A 17,567-nucleotide genomic window follows, 5' to 3' on the forward strand; every position below is an offset into this window, starting at 1 on the left:
GCTCCCTCCGTGTGGCTCAGGCCTGGACCGCGAGGGTCAGGGGAAGGACCGGGCCCGCCCCGGCCCGGCGGAGCAGGCGGGCCGCCACGGTGACCGTCCAGCCCGAGTCGACCAGGTCGTCCACCAGCAGGACCGGGCCGGGGTTGGCCGTGATCGCCCGCTGCAGCTCCTCGGGGACCACCAGGGCGCCGGCCAGGGAGTGGAGGCGCTGGGCGCTGTTGCTCCGCGGGCCGTGCGGCGGGCGACCCTCGGCGTAGGAGACCCGGCCGAGCAGCGGCAGCCGGCCGACCTCCGCGATCCGGGCGCCCAGGGAGGCCACCAGCTGGGGGCGGCGGGCCGAGTCCATGGTGACCACGCCGACCGGGCGGGCCGGCCTCCCGCCCTCGGCGTCCTCCGGGCCGGCCCAGCCGCCCGGGCCGCGCGCCCAGTCGGCGAGCACGCTGACCATCGCGTCCAGCACCTCGGAGGGGACCGGCCCGTCCGGGGCGTCGTCGGCGAGCAGGCTCCGCAGCCGGGTGCCCCAGCCGATGTCCGACAGCCGGCCGAGGGCCCGGCCGGTCTCGGCCTGCTCGCCCGCCGGGATGCGGCCCTTGAGCGGCACCCCGATCGCCTCCATGCCGGTCGGCCAGAGGCGGCGCGGCTCGAAGCTGACGCCCGGCCGTCCGAGGGCGGCCCGGGCCGCGGCCATGGCCTCGTCCGACACTTCGGGGGAGCGCCGCCGCCCGGTGCAGTTGTCGCACCGGCCGCACGGGGCGGCCTGCTCGTCGTCCAGCTGGCGGCGCAGGTACTCCATCCGGCAGCCGTCGGTGGTGGCGTACTCCCGCATGGCCCGCTGCTCGGCGGTGCGGGACTCGGCGACCTTCGCGTAGCGGGCCGCGTCGTACGTCCACTCCTGGCCGGTGGACGTCCAGCCGCCGCGCACCCGGCGGACCGCGCCGTCCACGTCGAGCACCTTGAGCATGGTCTCCAGGCGGGCCCGGCGGAGGTCGACCCGGGGCTCCAGGGCCGCGGTGGAGAGCGGACGCCCGGCCTCGGCCAGCGCGTCCAGGGTGCGCCGCACCTGCTCCTCGGCGGGGAAGCCGAGCGAGGCGAAGTAGCGCCAGATCGCCTCGTCCTCGCGGCCGGGCAGCAGCAGCACCTCGGCCCGGTCCACCCCGCGCCCGGCGCGGCCGACCTGCTGGTAGTAGGCGATCGGGGAGCCGGGCGAGCCGAGGTGGACGACGAAGCCGAGGTCCGGCTTGTCGAAGCCCATGCCCAGGGCGGAGGTGGCGACCAGGGCCTTCACCCTGTTCGCCAGCAGGTCGGCCTCGGCGGTGCGGCGCTCGGCGTCCTCGGTGCGGCCGGAGTAGGAGGCGACCGGGTAGCCGCGCTGGCGGAGGAAGGCGGTGACCTCGTCGGCGGCGGCCACGGTGAGGGTGTAGACGATGCCGGAGCCGGGGAGCTCGGCCAGGTGGTCGGCCAGCCAGGCGAGGCGGTGCGCGGGCTCGGGCAGGTCGAGCACACCGAGGCCGAGGCTCTCGCGGTCGAGCGGGCCGCGCAGCACCAGGGCGGTGCCGTCGGAGCCCTCGGTGCTGCCGCCGGTGCCCAGCTGCTCGGCGACGTCGGCGGTGACCCGGGCGTTGGCGGTCGCGGTGGTGGCCAGCACCGGGACGCCGGGGGAGAGCTCGGCCAGCATGGTGCGCAGGCGGCGGTAGTCGGGGCGGAAGTCGTGGCCCCAGTCGGAGATGCAGTGCGCCTCGTCGACCACCAGCAGGCCGGTGGAGGCGGCCAGCTTGGGCAGCACCTGGTCGCGGAAGTCGGGGTTGTTCAACCGCTCGGGGCTGACCAGCAGCACGTCCACCTGGCCGGCCGCCACCTCGGCCTGGATGTCGTCCCACTCCTCCGGATTGGCCGAGTTGATGGTGCGGGCGTGGATGCCGGCCTTGGCGGCGGAGTCGACCTGATTGCGCATCAGGGCGAGCAGCGGGGAGACGATCACCGTCGGCCCGGCGCCCCTGGCCCGGAGCAGCGCCGTGGAGATGAAGTAGACGGCGGACTTGCCCCAGCCGGTGCGCTGCACGACCAGCGCCCGGCGGTGGTCGACCACCAGGGCCTCGATGGCCAGCCACTGGTCCTCGCGCAGGACGGCGGCCGGGCCGGCCAGCTCGCGGAGCACGGCCTCGGCCCGGGCCCGGACGGCGGCGCGGTCCGTCGTCGGGGCCCCGGGGTGGTCGGTGGCGGTGGAGGGGTGCTGCGGCGGCTGGGTCATGGCTCATGGATACAGGCTCGGAGCGACAGTCCGCGAACAGCGGTGACGAGGCCCCCATGTCGGTTCATCAGCACATCATCCAAGTGAGGGACTCTTGTCCCTTTTGGTGCGATATGCGACTGATCCGAACGGGTGAGCAGATGCTGACCCCCCGGAGTTTTCCACAGGAAAGAGCTCTTCGCCGGGGTCGGCACCCTTCGCGCGGGACGCTTCCGGACATGAACGAGGAACACGTCATCCAGTCCGCCGCCCCGCTCTCCGGTCAGCTCCCGCTCCGGATGCGCGGCCCGGCCGACATGGCCGAGATGCTCCCCTACCTGCTCGGCTTCTTCCCCGACGACAGCATCGTCGCGGTCGGCCTCCAGGGGCCGACGCTCCAGCAGGGCGGGGTGATCCGGCTCGACATCCCGGCCGACCCGGCGACGTGGCCGACGGTCGCGGCCGACACCGCCCGGCTGCTGGTCGGGCTCTCCGAGCAGCGGGACCGCCGTCCCGAGCAGGTGCTCCTCTACCTCTGCCGGGACGCCGCCGATCCGCCCGGCACCGCCCGGCCGCCCTCCTCGCCGCCGCCCCCGCTGCTGCTCTCCCGGGGCGCGCCCGGCTTCGACCGGGTCTGGCCGCCGGGGGCAGAGGGGCCCGCGGAGCCGGGCCCTCCCGACGGTCCGTCGGCGGAGCAGGTGGAGCCGTTGGACGGCCCGGGAGTGGTGGCCCTGCTGCGCCCGCTGGCCGAGCAGTTGGCGCAGGAGTTCCGGGCCGCCGGGGTCACGGTGAAGGAGTCCCTGTGCGTCTCGGACGGGAGGTGGTGGTCCTTCCTCTGCGGTGAGGCGGGCTGCTGCGATCCGGCCGGAGTGCCGATCAGGTCCATCCGGCTGCCCAGCCCGATCGCGGCCGCCGCGGCCTACGCCGGGGTCGCACCCCGGGGCAGCCGCAAGGCGATCGCCGCCGCCCTCGCCCCGATCGGCCCGCCGGGCGACGACGCGCAGCGGGAGGCCCTCGAGCTGGCCGGCCCCGAGCTGATCGGCGAACTCGCCGGGCCCGGCGGCCGGTTCGCGGTCCTGGAGCACACCGCCGGGCTGCTCTCCGAAGCCCTGGCCGACTTCGCCGGCGGGGCCCGCGAGCTCGCCCCGGCCCGGACGGCCCGCCTGCTGGTCGGCCTCCAGGACAAGCTGGCCCGGGACCGCGGCGCCGAGTACGCCGAGCCGGACGAGCTGGTCCCGGCCCAGCGCCTGTGGCGCTACCTGGCCCGCCACTGCGTCCCGCCCTTCGAGCACTACGCCGCCCCGCCGCTCACCCTGCTGGCCTGGACGTCCTGGCTGGCCGGTGACACCGCCACGGCCAGGGTGGTGCTGGCCAGGGTGCTCGACCTCGACCAGGCGTACACGCTGGCGCAGTTGCTCTACGAATCGCTGAACGGCGGCCTCCACCCGGGCGAGCTGCTCGACCGGGTCCGCCGGGAGCGCCTGGCCCGGCAGCAGCTGGCCGGGCTCCAGCGCACGGCCGGTGACGGGCTGGGGCTCTACGGGGTGCGGATCCCCGGGGCAGGCGCGGGGGCGGGAGCGGGGGCAGGGAGCAGAGCAGGGTCTGCGCCGGGGCCCGGATCGGCGCCGGGGCCCGGCCCCGGAGCGGTGCCGGGATCGCGCGGGGCAGGCGGTCGGGCGACCGCCGGAGCGGCGACTCCCGAGGAGGACGAGGGGCAGTGGGCTGGCCACGGTGCGGCCGGTCCTGACGAGCCGTCGGAGCCGCGCGGGGAGCGGCCGCCCCCGGCCGAGGGCGCGGAGCCGGCCGAGGATGGCGGCCGCAGGGGCGGCGGCCCCGGGAAGCCGCCGAGCCCGGCCCGCGGGCAGGGCCGTGAGCAGAACCGGGGAGCATCCCGGGGCCGTGCCGGTCGGCAGGGCTCCGCCGCTGGAGCCGCGGAGCCGGGCGAGGAGCCGCAGGGGGCACGCCGGACGCCCCGTCAACCGCCGCGCCAGACCCGCCGGAAGGGCCGCCGCCACGGCGGTCGCAACCTCGGCGCCGCCCCGGGCCAGCCCTTGGTGCCAGGAGACGGAGCGGCCGGTCACCGCCAGGCCGAGCCGGCGGCCCGCATCCGCCGGGCAGGGCACTCCGGATGACGGAGCGTCAGCGAGGCGGCCGGTCCGGCCAGGACCGGCCCGCCCCGGGAGCGCGCGGGCACCGCGGCCCGCCCGCACGTCGGCCGGCGGCGCCGCGCCGTCCCTCCCCGCCCCCGGCCGCCCTTCCCGGCGCGGCCCCGTCACGGCCGTCCGCGCCGGGGCTGTCCGTGCCGGGGCCGGCGCGGGGGCACGTCCTCCAGCCCCTAGATCTCCCCGCGCGCCATCTTGATCAGCCGGTCGAGCACCGCGCCGCCGCTCACCCGGAGCCCGTCGTGCTCCCACTCGTTGGTGACCCAGGCGCGGGTGCCGGCCACCGCGTCCGCCGTGGCCAGCGAGTCGGCGGTGTCCACGTACATGTCGTCGTGGTAGATGGCCGCCACCACCGGCACCTGGTTGGCCGCCAGTCGGGCCGGGTCGTAGAGGTCGGGCCAGTCCGTCCGCTCGGCGAGCAGCTGCGCGGTCTCCCGCAGCGGCCGCAGTGCCGGGTCGGTCTCGAACAGCGCGGGGTAGATCATCTCCCCGGTGAAGTACACGGCCTGACCGGCACTCAGCGCCGCCTCGGCGTCGAACTCGGGGAATTCCTTGCGCACCCGCTCCGCCGCCCACTCCGTCCCGCCGGCGTCCACCGAGCGCTGCCCGTAGATGGACTCGTGCATCACCGCGTACAGCGGCCCCTGCGCGAAGGAGAGGTGCGACTGCACCCCGGCCAGGAAGGTGTCCGAGAGCACCGGGCCCTCCACGCCCTCCACCCAGGCCTCCTCCAGCAGGTAGTGCAGCACGTGCGCGCCACCGCCGGTGCCCAGCAGCATTCCGAGACCCTGGAAGGCCTGCACGGTGAGCAGCCCGCCGTCCGGCAGCTCGGCCGGCCGCTCGACCAGGTGGGCGGCGATCCGCTGCACCGCCGCCACGTCCTGCGGGTAGCGCGCGTAGTACGCCTTGTTCTTCCGGGCGGTCCGGGGGTAGGCCGCCCGGTAGACGTCCTCGGCCGAGCTGCGCAGCCCGGCCAGCCCGCCGGTCACGAAGGCCTCGCGCAGGCCCTCGGGGGCGATCGAGAGGTAGGTGAGGGTGCAGAAGCCGCCGTAGCTCTGCCCCAGCAGGCTCCACCGGCCGGTCTCGCCGAGCAGCTGACGCCGGATCAGCTCCGCGTCCCGGACGATCGAGTCGGCCCGGAAGCGGGCCAGGTACTCGGCCTGCTCGCGGGGGCCGCCGCGCCGGGCCAGGGTCTGGCGGGTGGCGGGGGTGGAGCGGCCAGTGCCGCGCTGGTCGAGCAGCAGCACGCGGTAGTCGTCCAGGGCGCGGTCGACCCAGCTGTCCCGGCCGATCGGGCGGTTGGCCTTGCCGCCGGGCCCGCCCTGGAGGAAGAGCAGCCACGGGAGCTCGTCGTGCTCGCGGCCGGAGGCGACCACCTCGCGGGCGTACACCTCGATCCGCTCTCCCTCGGGCGCCTCGTGGTCGAGCGGGACCTGGAAGACGTGGTCGGTGGTGACGGTCCCGGGCAGCCGGCTGGGGGTGGACATACAACTCCTCGGTACGTGCTGGTCACAGACGCGCGGCGGCGGGCGTCCACGGTGTTCCCGGTGCGCCCGCCGTTGCCCCCGCACCGTATCCTGACGCGGGCAGGGAGTAACCGGACGGCGGACCGGCCGGCGCGAGCCGCGCCGACACCGCGCGGGGCGCCACTGCCGTCCGCACCGCCGGGGGACGTGCGGGGAGCGGCTGACCAGGGAAGACCTGTCGACGGACCGGTACGGCGTGACCTGGGGGAGGGGCGGTGCGTTCAATCTGCTGGGCGGCGCCCGCGACTGCCGGTCCCGGCCGGCCACGTGTGGCCGGCGCCGTGGCCGTCCCGGGTGGGCCCTGCCCGGGTACGTCCTCGCACGACGGCCCCGTCCGTGGACGGTCAGCCGTCCCGGTGCCGACGCCCGGCACGTCGGCGGTCCGCACCGACGGCCCTGTCGGGGTCGTGCCCGTCCGCACCGCCGCGGTGGTGTCCGGCCGGACGGTACGGCCAGGACACCTGGAGCGGAGCCCGGCGCGGGGGAGCGCCGCGCTCCACCGACCCCGGCTCCGGCCGGCCTGCCGACGGGCCGCCCGGCCGACGGCACGAGCAAGCAGCACCAGACCGTGATCGAGGACATATCCGGCCGACCGGCAGTACCGCCGTCGCCCGGTCGAAGAAGGAGAGCCAGGTGAACGACCCGAGGCCGCTGCGGGACGCACCGCCCACCGTCGGGTCTGCCGCACCGTCGGTTCCCGCTCCCACTCCGACGCCCTCCGGGCCCGGGGCAACGGCGTCCTCGTTCGCCACCACGACGGTCGGGCCGTCCGGTGCCGGGATGTCCGGGGCCGGGGCGTCGAGTGCCGACCGGTTCGGCGCTGGGCCGTCCGTTCCACCCTTCGCGCCGCGGTCAGGGGAGCACAACGTACCCCCGCGCGCCCCCGGCGCAACTCCGCCGGTCTCCGTCGCACCCTTCCCGGGCGAACCCCGGTCCGCCGCTCCGGCCGCGCCCGCCGCCTCCCCGTGGGGGCCACCGTCCGCCTCCGGGGCACCCGCTGACGCCCCGTCGAGGGGTGCACGGCCCCACCCCGAGCACCAGTCCGCGCCGATGCCCGGCACCGGTCCCGGCGCCCCCGCCACCGGACTGCCGCACACGCCGCCCGGCGGTCCCGGCGCCTCCGGCAGCCCCGCCGCCCCCGGCGGGTTCTTCGCCGGCCTCCCGGGCGGCTCGGGCAGCCCTGGCGGGTCGTCACACACGCCGCCCGGCGGGACGCCTGTCCAGACGCCGGGAGCGGCCGGGGTGCCGCGCGCGTCCGGCCCGTTCCGTCCGCAGCCGCCCGCCACCCACGCCACCGTCCTCTGCGTCAGTGCCCCGGCGATGGCCCTCTCCGGTCTGGACGGCCAGCTCCGCGGCCAGGCCCTGCACGGCTTCTACCGCTCGGGAGTCCGCACCCTCGCCCGGATGGAGCTGCGCCTCGGCGGGGTGGAGCCGCTGCCGCTCCAGGGCACGCTGACCTCGGCGGCGGAGGCGCGCTTCGTCGGCGCCGTCCGGGTCCCCGGAGACCCGGACCCGGACCCGGCCCTGACGGTCGAACGGCTCCGCCACGCCAACGGCGTCGAGACCGTGACGGTGCGGAACACCGGCGTCAGGCCCGCCCGGATACCGCTGGAGATCACCCTCGGCACCGACCTCGGCCAGCTCGCCGAGATCTCGGCGGGCCAGCGCCTGGCGGACCTGCCCGGGCAGGTCCAGTCGGCCGGTCTCCGCTGGGCCGGCCCCCAGCACAGCGCCTCCGTGGCGGCCCGGCCGTCCCCGCACGCGGTCCTGGCCGGGGCGGGCGTGCTGCGCTGGGACTTGGAGGTGCAGCCGGGCGCCCGCTGGTCGGTGGAGCTCAGCACCACGCTGGAGACCACTGCCCAGAGCGGTCCGCGTCCGCCCACGGGCCGCGGCCCCGGAGTTCCGCTGCCCTGGTCGGAGCCCGAGGTCCGTTGCGACGACACCCGCACGGCCCCGCTCGTGGCCCGCTCCCTGGACGCCCTCGGCGGCCTGCTGGTCGCCGACGCCGACCGTCCCACCGACCTGTACGCCGTCTCCGGCGCGCCCTGGCGGTTCGGCCTGACCGCTGCCGACGCGCTCTGGGCGGCCCGGCTCACCCTGCCGCTCGGTACCCGGCTCGCCGCCGGCACGCTCCGCGCGCTGGCCCGCCGTCAGGCCACCACCGGCCCGCAGGCCGGAGTGGTCCCCGGTCCGCTCCGGCACGGCGGCCCCGAGCTGCCGCCCTCCTGCACCGCGACCGAGGCCACCCTGCTGTTCGTCACCGTGCTGGCGGAGGCGTGGCGTTGGGGCCTGCCCCGCCAGGAGGTGGCCGAGCTGCTGCCCGCCGCCGAGCGGGCCTTGGCCGCCCTGCGGAGCAACATCACCGATGCCCCGGCCCCGGCCCCGGCGACCTCGGCCGCGGCCGCGGCCACGGCGGACGGCGCGCCGTCCGACGGTCCGTCAGCCGGCTCCCCCCGTGCCGGTGCTACCGCGGGTTCCGGGAGGGCGGAGGCCGAGGGAGCCCCGCTCGGGCCGGTCGGCTTCGTGACCGACCTGGGCAGGTCGGCCGAGGATCGCGCGGCCAGACCGGTGCCCGCCCGCTGTGAGGTGCAGGCCCAGGCCCACCGGGCGGCCCTGCACGGGGCCGAGCTGCTGGAGGCCTTCGGCCGTCCCGGCGCCGCCGAGTGGCGGTCCTGGGCGGCCGGCCTGCGGGAGCGGTTCCGGGAGCAGTTCTGGATCGACGACCTCTCGGGCGGCCGTCCGGCGGCGGCCCTGATCGCCCCCGACCGGCCGCTGCCCGCCGTGGCCTCCTCCTTCGTCCACCTGCTGGACCTCGGCCTGGCCGCCGAGGGGGACCGCCACGAGGGCATGCTCGACCGCGAGCAGACCAGGGTGCTGGCCCAGCGCCTGGCCACCCCGGAGTTCGACTGCGGCTGGGGCTTGCGGACGCTCAGCGCCAAGTCGCCCCGGTTCAACCCGCTCGGGCACCGGAGCGGGGCGGTCCGGGTGCACGAGACGGTGCTCGCGGTGGTCGGCCTGACCGAGGCCGGGTTCGAGCGGGAGGCCGGGATACTGCTGGAGGGCCTGCTCGACGCCTCCGCCCACTTCGAGGGGCGGCTGCCCGAGATGTACGCGGGGGAGCAGCGGGTCACCGGCTGCCCGCCGGTCCCGCACCCGTCCGCCTGCCGCCCGGCGGCGCTCTCCTCCGCCGCGGCCGTGCACCTGGTCGCCGGTCTGGCCGGGGTCCGACCTGATGTCCCGTCCGGCCGGGTCACCGTCCGTCCGGCCAGCACCGCCCCGTTGGGCGAGCTGGAGCTCGGCGGCCTGCGGGTGGCCGGCGAGCCCTTCTCGGTGCGGATCAGCCGGATCGGTGTCGCGGTCGTGGAGGAGGCCTCGCCGACGCTCCAGCTCGGCACCCGCTGAGCCCGGGCGGCGTGTCGTCGGCCCGCCCCGGGCCTCGTGGGCGGGTCGGACCGGGGTGGGCCGGAGCACCTCCCGGCGGCGCCCGGTCGCGTCGCTCCGTAGGCGGAGCACGATCTGATGGACCCTCGTTCGGGCCCTGTGCTTATCGTCAGAGAGACGACTATGATCGTCGCCATGTCTCGCTATGACCCGTCGGCCTTCCCCCCGTTCGCTGTCACGGTCGACCTGGTGGTGCTGACGGTCAGGGAGCACGCGCTCTGTGCCCTGCTCGTCCGCCGTGGCGAGCCGCCGTTCCAGGGGTACTGGGCGCTGCCCGGCGGCTTCGTCCGGCTGGACGAGGGTCTGGCCGAGGCGGCCTCCCGCGAGCTGGCCGAGGAGACCGGCCTGCGCGCCCTCTCCGCCCCCGGCCAGGGCCCGAGCACGGTCGGGGCCCACCTGGAGCAGCTCGCGACCTACGGGCACCCGCAGCGCGACCCCCGCATGCGGGTGGTCAGTGTCGCCCATCTCGCCCTGGCCCCCGACCTGCCGACGCCCCGCCCCGGCGGCGACGCCAGCGGCGCCCGCTGGGCACCGGTCGGTGACCTGCTCGGCCCCAGCCCGGCCGAGGGCGTCCCGCTCGCCTTCGACCACGGGAAGATCCTCGCGGACGGTGTGGAGCGGGCCCGCTCGAAGATCGAGTACTCCTCCCTGGCCACCGCCTTCTGCCCGCCGGAGTTCACCGTCGGCGAGCTCCGCCAGGTCTACGAGGCGGTGTGGGGAGTGGTCCTCGACCCCCGGAACTTCCACCGGAAGGTCACCGGCACCCCGGGCTTCCTGCTGCCCACCGGCGGCACGACGACCCGTCAGGGCGGTCGCCCCGCGCAGCTGTTCAAGGCCGGCGGCGCCACGGTCCTCAACCCGCCGATGCTCCGCCCGGAGTCCTGAGCCGCACTCCCGCGGCCCCGTGCACCGACTGTCCCCTGATCGAGTGAGGTGGGCGGCCACGCCGCCCGCTCCGCGTCCGTAATGCCCGATTTCCATGCCTGCTCGCCCTACTGTGCTCCAGCGGGGCGCAAGAGCTCCGCTGCCCGGTCGGCCGAGACAGGAGCAGGCAGCGATGATCCAGATCACCGGACTGACCAAGGTCTACCGCCGGGGCCGCCCCCCGGCCCTGCTCGACCTCACCTTCGACGCCCGTCCCGGTGTGGTCACCGCCCTGCTCGGTGCCGAGGGGGCGGGCAAGACCACCGCGCTGCGGCTGATGGTCGAGCTGGAGCGCGGCCAGGGCATCACCCTCTTCAGCGGCCGGACGTACCGCAGGCTGCGCCACCCCGAGCGCGAGGTCGGCGTGCTGCTCCCCGAGGGCGGGCACGGCAGTGGCCACCCCGGCATGCGGGCCCGCGCCCACCTGCGGATGCTGGCCGCCGCCGCGGGCGTGCCGGCCTCCCGGGCCGACGAGCTGCTGGAACAGACCCGGCTGGCCGGCGTCGCCGACCACCGCCTGCGTTCCTTCTCGCCCGGCATGCACCGCCGCCTCGCCCTGGCCGCGGCCCTGCTCGGTTCGCCCGGCACCCTGCTGCTGGACGGGCCGACCGAGGGCCTCTCCCCGCGCAACATCGAGTGGTTCCACTCCTTCCTGCGCTCCTTCGGCGTCTCCGGCGGCACCGTCCTGGTCACCACCAGCACACCGCAGGAGGCCGCCGCCCTGGCCGACCGGGTGGTGACGCTCGATCAGGGCCGCCTGGTGGCCGACCAGCCGGTCTCCGAGTTCCGCCGCACCCGTCTGCACCCGGAGGTCTCGGTCCGCGGCCCGCAGATGGCCCGGCTGGCCGACCTGCTGACCGAGCAGGGCCACGACGTCCGCCGCGACGGTGGCACCGGCCTCGCCGTGAGCGGCCTGACCCGGACCGAGATCGGCGAACTGGCCTACCGCAACGGCATCCTGCTGCACGAGCTGGCCGACCGGGTGGTCGAGCAGCCCGTCCCGTACCCGGTGCTCCCCACCGCCTCCGGCCGTTCCGGCCACGTCCAGCCCGTCCCGGTCCCGACCGGCGGCAGCCCGGGTGAGGCCGCCGCCACCCCGGCGCGGCTCCTGTCGCAGACCCCGGCGACGTCCTCGGCCCAGGCCACCGCGCCGACCCCCACCCCCGCGCCCGCGCCTGCAGTCCTCGCCACCGTGGCCGGCGTTGCCGCAGGCCCGCCGTCGCAGCAGCACCCCGCGCACACCGAGTCGGCCCAGGAGCAGACCGCGGTCCTCCTTGCCCACCCCATCGCCCCCGGGGTCCACCCCGTACCGGCGCCCACCCAGGCAGAGCCCCCCGCAGCCCCGGCTCCAGTCCTCGCAGCAGCCGCGGTCACCAGCGACACCCGCCCGCCTGGCCCGCCCGGGGCCGGAGCGGGGCCCGAGCCCGGGTCCGCCCCGCGGGCCATCACCCTGAGCGGCCGTCAGCTCTTCCGCGACGAACTCCCCGCCACCGCCCCGGCCTTCGACGCGCTCCGCCCCCACCCTGCCCCTGCCCCCACGCCCCCGACCGCACTGCCGACGCCGTCCACCCCCGCAGCCCCCTACCCGGCCGCCCCCGAGCCCTGGAGCGAGTGACCCGTGCGCGTACTGGCCTACGAGCTGCGCCGACTGCGCGGCCTCCGCTCCACCTGGCTGATCCTGGCCGCCGTCCTGCTGGTCGACGCGGCGGTGGCCGCGGTGCTGGCCCGTCAGCTGCCCGGTGGGCAGCTCGGTCCGGCCTCCGCCGTCCGCTGCCTGACGGCCGTCGTCCCACTGCTCCCGCTGCCGATCGCCGCGCTCGGCGCGGGCGCCCTCGGCGCCCTCTCCTACGGCCACGAGGTCCGGCACCCCGGTCTGGTGGCGGGCCGGGTCTCCTTCGGCCGCCGGCTCGGGCTGCTCGCCGCGAAGCTGGCCGTCATCGGTCCGGTGGCGCTGCTGCTCGCCGTCGTCACCGTCGCCGTGGACGCGGCGGTGGTGCTCGCGGCCGCCGCCCCGGGCGCCGGGACGGGCCCGCTCACCGACCCGTCCTCGGTGGCCTTCGGTGAGCTGCTCCGCCCGCTCGCGCTCTTCGCCGGCCTGACGGTGCTGGCCGCCTGGGCGGGACTGCTGCTGACCTCGCTGCTCCGGAGCGCGGCGGCCGGACTGCTGGTCCTGTGCGCGGTCCCCGCCCTGCTCGAGCCGGCGCTCACCCTGCTGCTGGGCCGCAGCGGCCGGGGCTGGCCGGCTCAGGCCCGCGAGCTGCTCCCGTTCCAGTACGGCCTGGACCTGGTCCGGGGCGTCGACCCGCAGCGGCTGGGGACGGCACCGGCGATGGACGGCACCTTCGCCGCCGCCGTGCTGGCCCCGCTCGCGCTGCTCCTGCTCGCCGCCGTCCTCGCCCAGCTCCGCCGCCGCGCGCTCTGACGGCCTCCGGGGCCGCGAGCACTCCGTCCGCCCACCGCCCGTCAGCCCGTCCGCCCACGGGCCCACCCGCCCGTCCACCCATGCGCCGATGCACGAACGACCGCTCCCCAGAGCCTCGGTGACGCCCCGTCACCGAGGTCCGCACCACCGAGTCGATTTGGGGGATTCTGCCTGATAAGAAGTCAATTATCCGGTCACGGGCGATCACCCTTTCGTGTGCTTTTCACGAGAATTCTCAAGGCGGGCCCGCCGATCGCCGACAAAGGACCTGTGAGTACCCTTGCGCACCCCACCATGAACGCAGCTCGTCCCTCCGACGCAGTCGTCCCCGGAGAGCTGGACCGCTTCTCCTACGCCGAACGGCCCATCCCGCCCGCCCCCCGCTGGGAGGGCTCCGAGGTCGACCTGCGGGTCGGCCGCAAGACCACCAGCAGCCGTGGCCGTGGCCTGCACGGCCAGCTGGTCCAGCAGCTCGGCCAGATGATCGTCTCCGGCGACCTGGGCGCCGACCGCCCGCTGGTGCCGGAGGAGATCGGCCAGCGGTTCGAGGTCTCCCGCACCGTCGTCCGCGAGTCCCTCCGGGTCCTGGAGGCCAAGGGCCTGGTCAGCGCCCGGCCGAACGTCGGCACCCGGGTCCGCCCGGTCGGCGACTGGAACCTGTTGGACCCGGACATCATCGAGTGGCGCGCCTTCGGCCCGCAGCGCGACGAGCAGCGCCGCGAGCTCTTCGAGCTGCGCTGGGCGATCGAGCCGCTGGCGGCCCGGCTCGCGGCCGGCCACGGCCGGGAGGACGTCCAGCAGCGCCTCACCGAGCTGGCCGACGTGATGGGCCACGCCGCCGCCCAGGGCGACATGGTCAGCTACGGCCGCGCCGACGTCGAACTGCACGCGCTGGTGCTGCAGATGGCGGGGAACCGCATGCTGGAGCACCTCTCCGGCATCGTCGGCTGCGCCCTCCAGGTCTCCGGCGGTCCGGCCACCTCCTGCGAGCGCCCCTCGGACTCGGCGGTCAGCCTGCACGCCCGCCTGGTCGACGCCCTCGGCACCGGCGACGGCACCGCCGCCGAGGCCGCCGTCCGCGCCCTGCTCACCGTCCACCCGGAGGTCGAGCACTCCGTCCCGGCCCCGCGCGAACACTGACCCCGCGCGAGCACTGACCCCGCCGGGGCACCCGAGGCACTCGGGACGCCCAGGACGCCCGCCCCCTCCGGACGTCGGCCCCGCCCGGGCGCGGGCCCCGTCGGCCCCGGCGCCCCTGCCGGAAGGGCCGGAAGACAACGATCCGAGCACGGAAATCCGTCGGTACCCAATGGCCCTTCAGCCGCTCTCCCCTGCGGCTGAGGGGCCATGGCCGTCTCCGGGGCCTCCCGGCACCCCCGCTCCGGCCCCCTGCGGGCCCCCGGTGTGACGGGCGCCACCAAGGCCATGCGTAACACTTGAGGAGCGGCGGCGATGTGTACGGAGCGGAAGCGGCTCCGGAATACCACCACCGTGTCAGAATGCTGTGTTGGTCTGCGGCGCCGCTGCCGTCCTGCACACCCCAGTCCCCAAGCCCGAGCCGGTCGGAACCGGGTCCGCGCGCGCTCCGCGTGGCCGCTCCCGTCGGCTCGGCGTCCGGTACTGGTGTCGAGTTAACTCATCGTCCGAGAGGTTGTTCGTGTCGGCCAGCACATCCCGTTCGCTCCCCCCCGAGATCGCCGAGTCCGCGGCTCTGCTGGCGCTCATCGAGCGGGGCAAGGCCCAGGGGCAGATCGCCGGTGACGACGTGCGTCAGGCTTTCGAGGCGGACCAGATCCCGGTCACCAAGTGGAAGAACGTCATGCGCAGCCTCAATCAGGTTCTGATTGAGGAGGGTGTGGACCTCATGGTCAGCGCGGCGGAGCCGTCCGCCGCGAAGCGCAAGGCTGCCGCGACCAAGAGCGCCGCCAAGCGCACCGCCGCCAAGACGGTCACCACCCGGACCCCGTCGGCGCCGACCAAGCCGCCGGTGCGGATCGCGCCGTCGGCCACCCCGGCCGCTCCGGCCCCGGTGGTGCCCGAGGTCCGCGTGGTCGAGTCCGTCGAGGGCTTCGGCGAGTCCACCGAGGTGCGCGCGGCCATCGCGAAGAAGGCCGCCGCCCCCGCGAAGAAGGCCGTGGCCAAGAAGGCCGCCGCGCCCGCCAAGAAGACGGCCGCCAAGAAGACGGCCGCCACCAAGTCCACCTCCAAGGACGGCGAGGAGGAGCTGCTCGGCGACGAGGAGCTGCTCGAGGACGTCGCCCTGCCCGGTGACAAGGAGGCCGGCGCGGAGACGCCCGAGGAGGAGTCGGACCAGGGCTTCGTGCTCTCCGACGACGACGAGGACGACGCCCCGGCCCAGCAGGTCGCCGTCGCCGGTGCCACCGCGGACCCGGTGAAGGACTACCTGAAGCAGATCGGCAAGGTCCCGCTGCTCAACGCCGAGCAGGAGGTCGAGCTCGCCAAGCGCATCGAGGCCGGCCTGTTCGCCGAGGACAAGCTCTCGGCCGCCGACAAGCTCGCCCCGAAGCTCAAGCGCGAGCTGGAGATCATCGCCGAGGACGGCCGCCGCGCCAAGAACCACCTGCTGGAGGCCAACCTCCGCCTGGTGGTCTCGCTGGCCAAGCGCTACACCGGCCGCGGCATGCTCTTCCTGGACCTGATCCAGGAGGGCAACCTCGGTCTGATCCGTGCGGTCGAGAAGTTCGACTACACCAAGGGCTACAAGTTCTCGACCTACGCGACCTGGTGGATCCGTCAGGCCATCACCCGCGCGATGGCCGACCAGGCCCGCACCATCCGCATCCCGGTGCACATGGTCGAGGTCATCAACAAGCTGGCCCGCGTCCAGCGCCAGATGCTCCAGGACCTGGGCCGCGAGCCCACCCCGGAGGAGCTGGCCAAGGAACTCGACATGACCCCCGAGAAGGTCATCGAGGTCCAGAAGTACGGCCGCGAGCCGATCTCGCTGCACACCCCGCTCGGCGAGGACGGCGACAGCGAGTTCGGTGACCTGATCGAGGACTCCGAGGCGGTCGTCCCGGCCGACGCGGTCTCCTTCACCCTCCTCCAGGAGCAGCTGCACTCCGTCCTGGACACGCTCAGCGAGCGCGAGGCGGGCGTGGTCTCGATGCGCTTCGGTCTGACGGACGGTCAGCCGAAGACCCTGGACGAGATCGGCAAGGTCTACGGCGTGACGCGCGAGCGCATCCGCCAGATCGAGTCCAAGACCATGTCGAAGCTGCGCCACCCGTCGCGCTCCCAGGTCCTGCGCGACTACCTGGACTGATCCTCCGGGGCGGATGCATCCAGGAAGGCCCGGAGCGGTTCACCACCGCTCCGGGCCTTCCGGCGTCCGCGGCGGGACGCTGCGTCAGCCGGGGGAGCGCCGGGTCGCCCGTCCGGGTACACCCGGCGCGGGTGCCCGCACGGTGGGTGACGGCTCCACTACGCTGTGCCGGTTGCTGTCCGCCGACCGATCTTGGAGACCTCGGTGCCGCCCATCACGGACGCCCGCCCGACCCCGCCGACGCCGACCCGTCGCCGCCACCGCCGGGCGGTCGCCCTGGCGTTGCTCGCCTCCCTGCCGGCCCCGCTGCTCGCGCTGGGCACGGCCGGACCGGCGAACGCGCAGCGCCGGATCGTCGGCGGCCAGAACGTGAGCACCCAACAGGTGCCCTGGATGGTCGCCCTGGCGAGCCGTCAGCAGTTCGGGAACGCGCGGTCGGGCCAGTTCTGCGGCGGGGCGCTGATCTCGCCGACCAAGGTGGCCACCGCCGCGCACTGCTTCTACGACGAGTCCAACGGCCAGCGGGTGAACCGCCCCGGCCTGCGGGTGGTCGTCGGCCGGGACGACCTCGGCCGCACCGGGACCGGCCGCGAGGTGGAGGTGCGCGAGATCTGGGTGCACCCCTCGTACGACTTCGCCCACAACCTCAACGACGTGGCGGTGCTCACGCTGGCCGAGCACCAGGGCGACCGTCCGGTGATCGAGCTGCTGAACCAGGGCGAGACCGAGCCGTACGCGCCGGGCACCCGGGCCACGGTCTACGGCTGGGGGGACACCCAGGGCAACGGCAGCTACTCCCGGACCCTGCGGTCGGTGGACGTGCCGATCGTCTCGGACCAGGTCTGCGGGGACGCCTACACGCACGGCCGGGACGGTTCCTACGATCCCCGGGTGATGGTCTGCGCCGGCGAGCAGAAGGGCGGCAAGGACGCCTGCCAGGGCGACAGCGGCGGGCCGCTGGTGGTGCACGGCCGACTGGCCGGGCTGGTCTCCTGGGGCACCGGCTGTGCGGACGCCCGCTACCCCGGGGTCTACACCCGGGTCGCCGCCGTCTCGGACGCGGTGCACTCCCGGATCTGAGTGTGCGGCGGGAGCGCTCCGTGTCCGTCCGGACACGCTCCGGTGTGGCAATGGGCCGCCCCGGGCGGGGAGCTGACGGAGTGTCGGACATCACCCGCAAGGGCATCGCCCGCCACCAGGCCCGGAGCCGCCAGGCCCAGAGCCATCAGACCCGGAACGCAGCGGAGCCGGACGGCCACCCTCCGGAAGGAGGGGTGCCGTCCGGCTCCGCCGGTCAGCCAGCCGGGCCCGCCTGTGCGAGCCCTGGGGCTCAGCGCTCGTCTTCGGAGGCGCTGGTGCTGGTCTCGGTGAGGCGACCGGTCTCGTCGTGTATCTCGACGGCGATCTTCTTCAGCTCCGGCTCGAACTTCCGCCCGTGGTGGGCGCAGAAGAGCAGCTCTCCGCCGCTCGCGAGTACGACGCGCAGGTAGGCCTGGGCGCCGCAGCGGTCGCAGCGGTCAGCCGCGGTGAGCGGGCTCGCAGGGGTCAGAACAGTAGTCACGTCGCCTCTTCTCTAGCT

General features: G+C 75.7%; 11 protein-coding genes. 8 read left to right on the forward strand and 3 right to left on the reverse strand.

Going from position 1 to position 17,567, the window contains the following annotated elements:
* Positions 1-16: 16 nt before the first annotated feature.
* Positions 17-2,248, reverse strand: a complete 2,232-nt coding sequence (locus ACIA8O_RS38010; RefSeq protein WP_396298640.1) for a DEAD/DEAH box helicase — start codon at positions 2,246-2,248, stop codon at positions 17-19.
* Positions 2,249-2,466: 218 nt separating this feature from the next.
* Between ACIA8O_RS38010 and ACIA8O_RS38015 the strand changes: the two genes are divergently transcribed.
* Positions 2,467-4,359, forward strand: coding sequence for a DUF4192 domain-containing protein (locus tag ACIA8O_RS38015; protein ID WP_396298641.1), 1,893 nt, complete (start codon positions 2,467-2,469; stop codon positions 4,357-4,359).
* A 203-nt stretch (positions 4,360-4,562) separates the two neighbouring features.
* Here the strand turns inward: ACIA8O_RS38015 and ACIA8O_RS38020 are convergent, their stop codons facing one another.
* Positions 4,563-5,876 (reverse strand): alpha/beta fold hydrolase, encoded by a 1,314-nt coding sequence (locus tag ACIA8O_RS38020; RefSeq protein ID WP_396298642.1) that lies wholly within the window; start codon positions 5,874-5,876, stop codon positions 4,563-4,565.
* Between the two features lie 1,359 nt (positions 5,877-7,235).
* On the opposite strand from ACIA8O_RS38020, the gene ACIA8O_RS38025 reads away from it, so the two are divergent.
* From ACIA8O_RS38025 to ACIA8O_RS38055, 7 genes are all read left to right on the forward strand, one after another.
* Positions 7,236-9,317, forward strand: coding sequence for a glycogen debranching N-terminal domain-containing protein (locus ACIA8O_RS38025; protein WP_396298691.1), 2,082 nt, complete (start codon positions 7,236-7,238; stop codon positions 9,315-9,317).
* A gap of 174 nt (positions 9,318-9,491) precedes the next feature.
* Entirely contained in the window at positions 9,492-10,241 is a 750-nt protein-coding gene (locus ACIA8O_RS38030) for an NUDIX domain-containing protein (RefSeq protein ID WP_396298643.1), read from the forward strand.
* A gap of 172 nt (positions 10,242-10,413) precedes the next feature.
* Positions 10,414-11,895 carry an ATP-binding cassette domain-containing protein gene (locus tag ACIA8O_RS38035; RefSeq protein WP_396298644.1) on the forward strand — a complete coding sequence of 494 codons (1,482 nt, stop codon included), beginning with the start codon at positions 10,414-10,416 and terminating at the stop codon, positions 11,893-11,895.
* A 3-nt stretch (positions 11,896-11,898) separates the two neighbouring features.
* Entirely contained in the window at positions 11,899-12,702 is an 804-nt protein-coding gene (locus ACIA8O_RS38040; protein WP_396298645.1) for a hypothetical protein, read from the forward strand.
* 270 nt (positions 12,703-12,972) lie between these two features.
* Positions 12,973-13,842: a FadR/GntR family transcriptional regulator gene (locus ACIA8O_RS38045; RefSeq protein WP_396298646.1), complete on the forward strand. Its 870-nt coding sequence runs from the start codon at positions 12,973-12,975 to the stop codon at positions 13,840-13,842.
* Positions 13,843-14,353: 511 nt separating this feature from the next.
* Positions 14,354-15,988 (forward strand): RNA polymerase sigma factor, encoded by a 1,635-nt coding sequence (locus tag ACIA8O_RS38050; RefSeq protein ID WP_396298647.1) that lies wholly within the window; start codon positions 14,354-14,356, stop codon positions 15,986-15,988.
* 213 nt (positions 15,989-16,201) lie between these two features.
* On the forward strand, positions 16,202-17,068 hold the full coding sequence (locus tag ACIA8O_RS38055) for a S1 family peptidase (protein WP_396298692.1): 867 nt from the start codon (positions 16,202-16,204) through the stop codon (positions 17,066-17,068).
* A gap of 250 nt (positions 17,069-17,318) precedes the next feature.
* On the opposite strand, the gene ACIA8O_RS38060 is transcribed toward ACIA8O_RS38055, so the two are convergent.
* Positions 17,319-17,549 (reverse strand): hypothetical protein, encoded by a 231-nt coding sequence (locus ACIA8O_RS38060; protein ID WP_345284470.1) that lies wholly within the window; start codon positions 17,547-17,549, stop codon positions 17,319-17,321.
* Between the last annotated feature and the right edge of the window lie 18 nt (positions 17,550-17,567).

Source organism: Kitasatospora sp. NPDC051853 (assembly GCF_044452665.1).
Taxonomy (GTDB): domain Bacteria; phylum Actinomycetota; class Actinomycetes; order Streptomycetales; family Streptomycetaceae; genus Kitasatospora.

Excerpts from the sequence above, each read along its gene's own strand:
- ACIA8O_RS38020 (WP_396298642.1), bottom strand. The coding sequence starts at position 5,876 with ATGTCCACCCCCAGCCGGCTGCCCGGGACCGTCACCACCGACCACGTC.
- ACIA8O_RS38035 (WP_396298644.1), top strand. The coding sequence starts at position 10,414 with ATGATCCAGATCACCGGACTGACCAAGGTCTACCGCCGGGGCCGCCCC.
- ACIA8O_RS38030 (WP_396298643.1), top strand. The coding sequence starts at position 9,492 with ATGTCTCGCTATGACCCGTCGGCCTTCCCCCCGTTCGCTGTCACGGTC.
- ACIA8O_RS38025 (WP_396298691.1), top strand. The coding sequence starts at position 7,236 with ATGGCCCTCTCCGGTCTGGACGGCCAGCTCCGCGGCCAGGCCCTGCAC.
- ACIA8O_RS38010 (WP_396298640.1), bottom strand. The coding sequence starts at position 2,248 with ATGACCCAGCCGCCGCAGCACCCCTCCACCGCCACCGACCACCCCGGG.
- ACIA8O_RS38015 (WP_396298641.1), top strand. The coding sequence starts at position 2,467 with ATGAACGAGGAACACGTCATCCAGTCCGCCGCCCCGCTCTCCGGTCAG.